Genomic DNA, 566 nt, shown 5'->3' on the forward strand with positions numbered 1-566 from the left:
CTTTAAATCCTACAAAGGTTTTACCAGCGTGTAGGGCACTGAAAGTAATAGTTTCCTCATTATTGGTAGCTTCTGGCATAGCGGTAGCCAGCTGAGGAGTTTCTACTAAGAAATTGGTTGGTACAACAGTAGCTTTAGTTTCTTCATCTTTAATGGTAAATCCTAAAAAGAAAAATACCATAATCACAAATAAATACCTCTTTTTTTGTAAATTCATATAAGTTGTTTTCTTTAAGACTGACAGCGTTTTTCCGTGCGGAAAAACACCTGCTTAAAATTATTTCGGCGGCAAAAGTACAACTTTTTTTGAAAATGACCAAAAATAGTGGTTAGTCTTTAGTCGTTAGCCGTCAGAAAGAATACCTAAGTTACTCATTATTAACTACTAAATGCTAACCATATCAGTATCTTTAAAAATTAGATATTACACGATATTCTTTTTGGTTATGAGCTTTATTGATAAAGTTACGCATTTCATTGGTAAGAGGCAATTGGTTTTGGGTTTCCCAAAACTCTTTGTTATAAGGTATCTCTAATTTAAACAATTCTTTTTTACCATTTACATT

Annotated in this window: 1 protein-coding gene; it reads right to left on the reverse strand. The window is 32.0% G+C overall.

The genetic code is table 11. The annotated features are described in order from the left end of the window. Positions 1 to 217, reverse strand: a 217-nt coding sequence (locus tag HMPREF9441_RS16130; RefSeq protein WP_008622968.1) for a hypothetical protein, incomplete at its 3' end; no start/stop codon positions are given. Positions 218 to 566 lie beyond the last annotated feature (349 nt).

The organism is Paraprevotella clara YIT 11840 (assembly GCF_000233955.1).
In the GTDB taxonomy this organism is placed as follows: Bacteria; Bacteroidota; Bacteroidia; order Bacteroidales; family Bacteroidaceae; genus Paraprevotella; species Paraprevotella clara.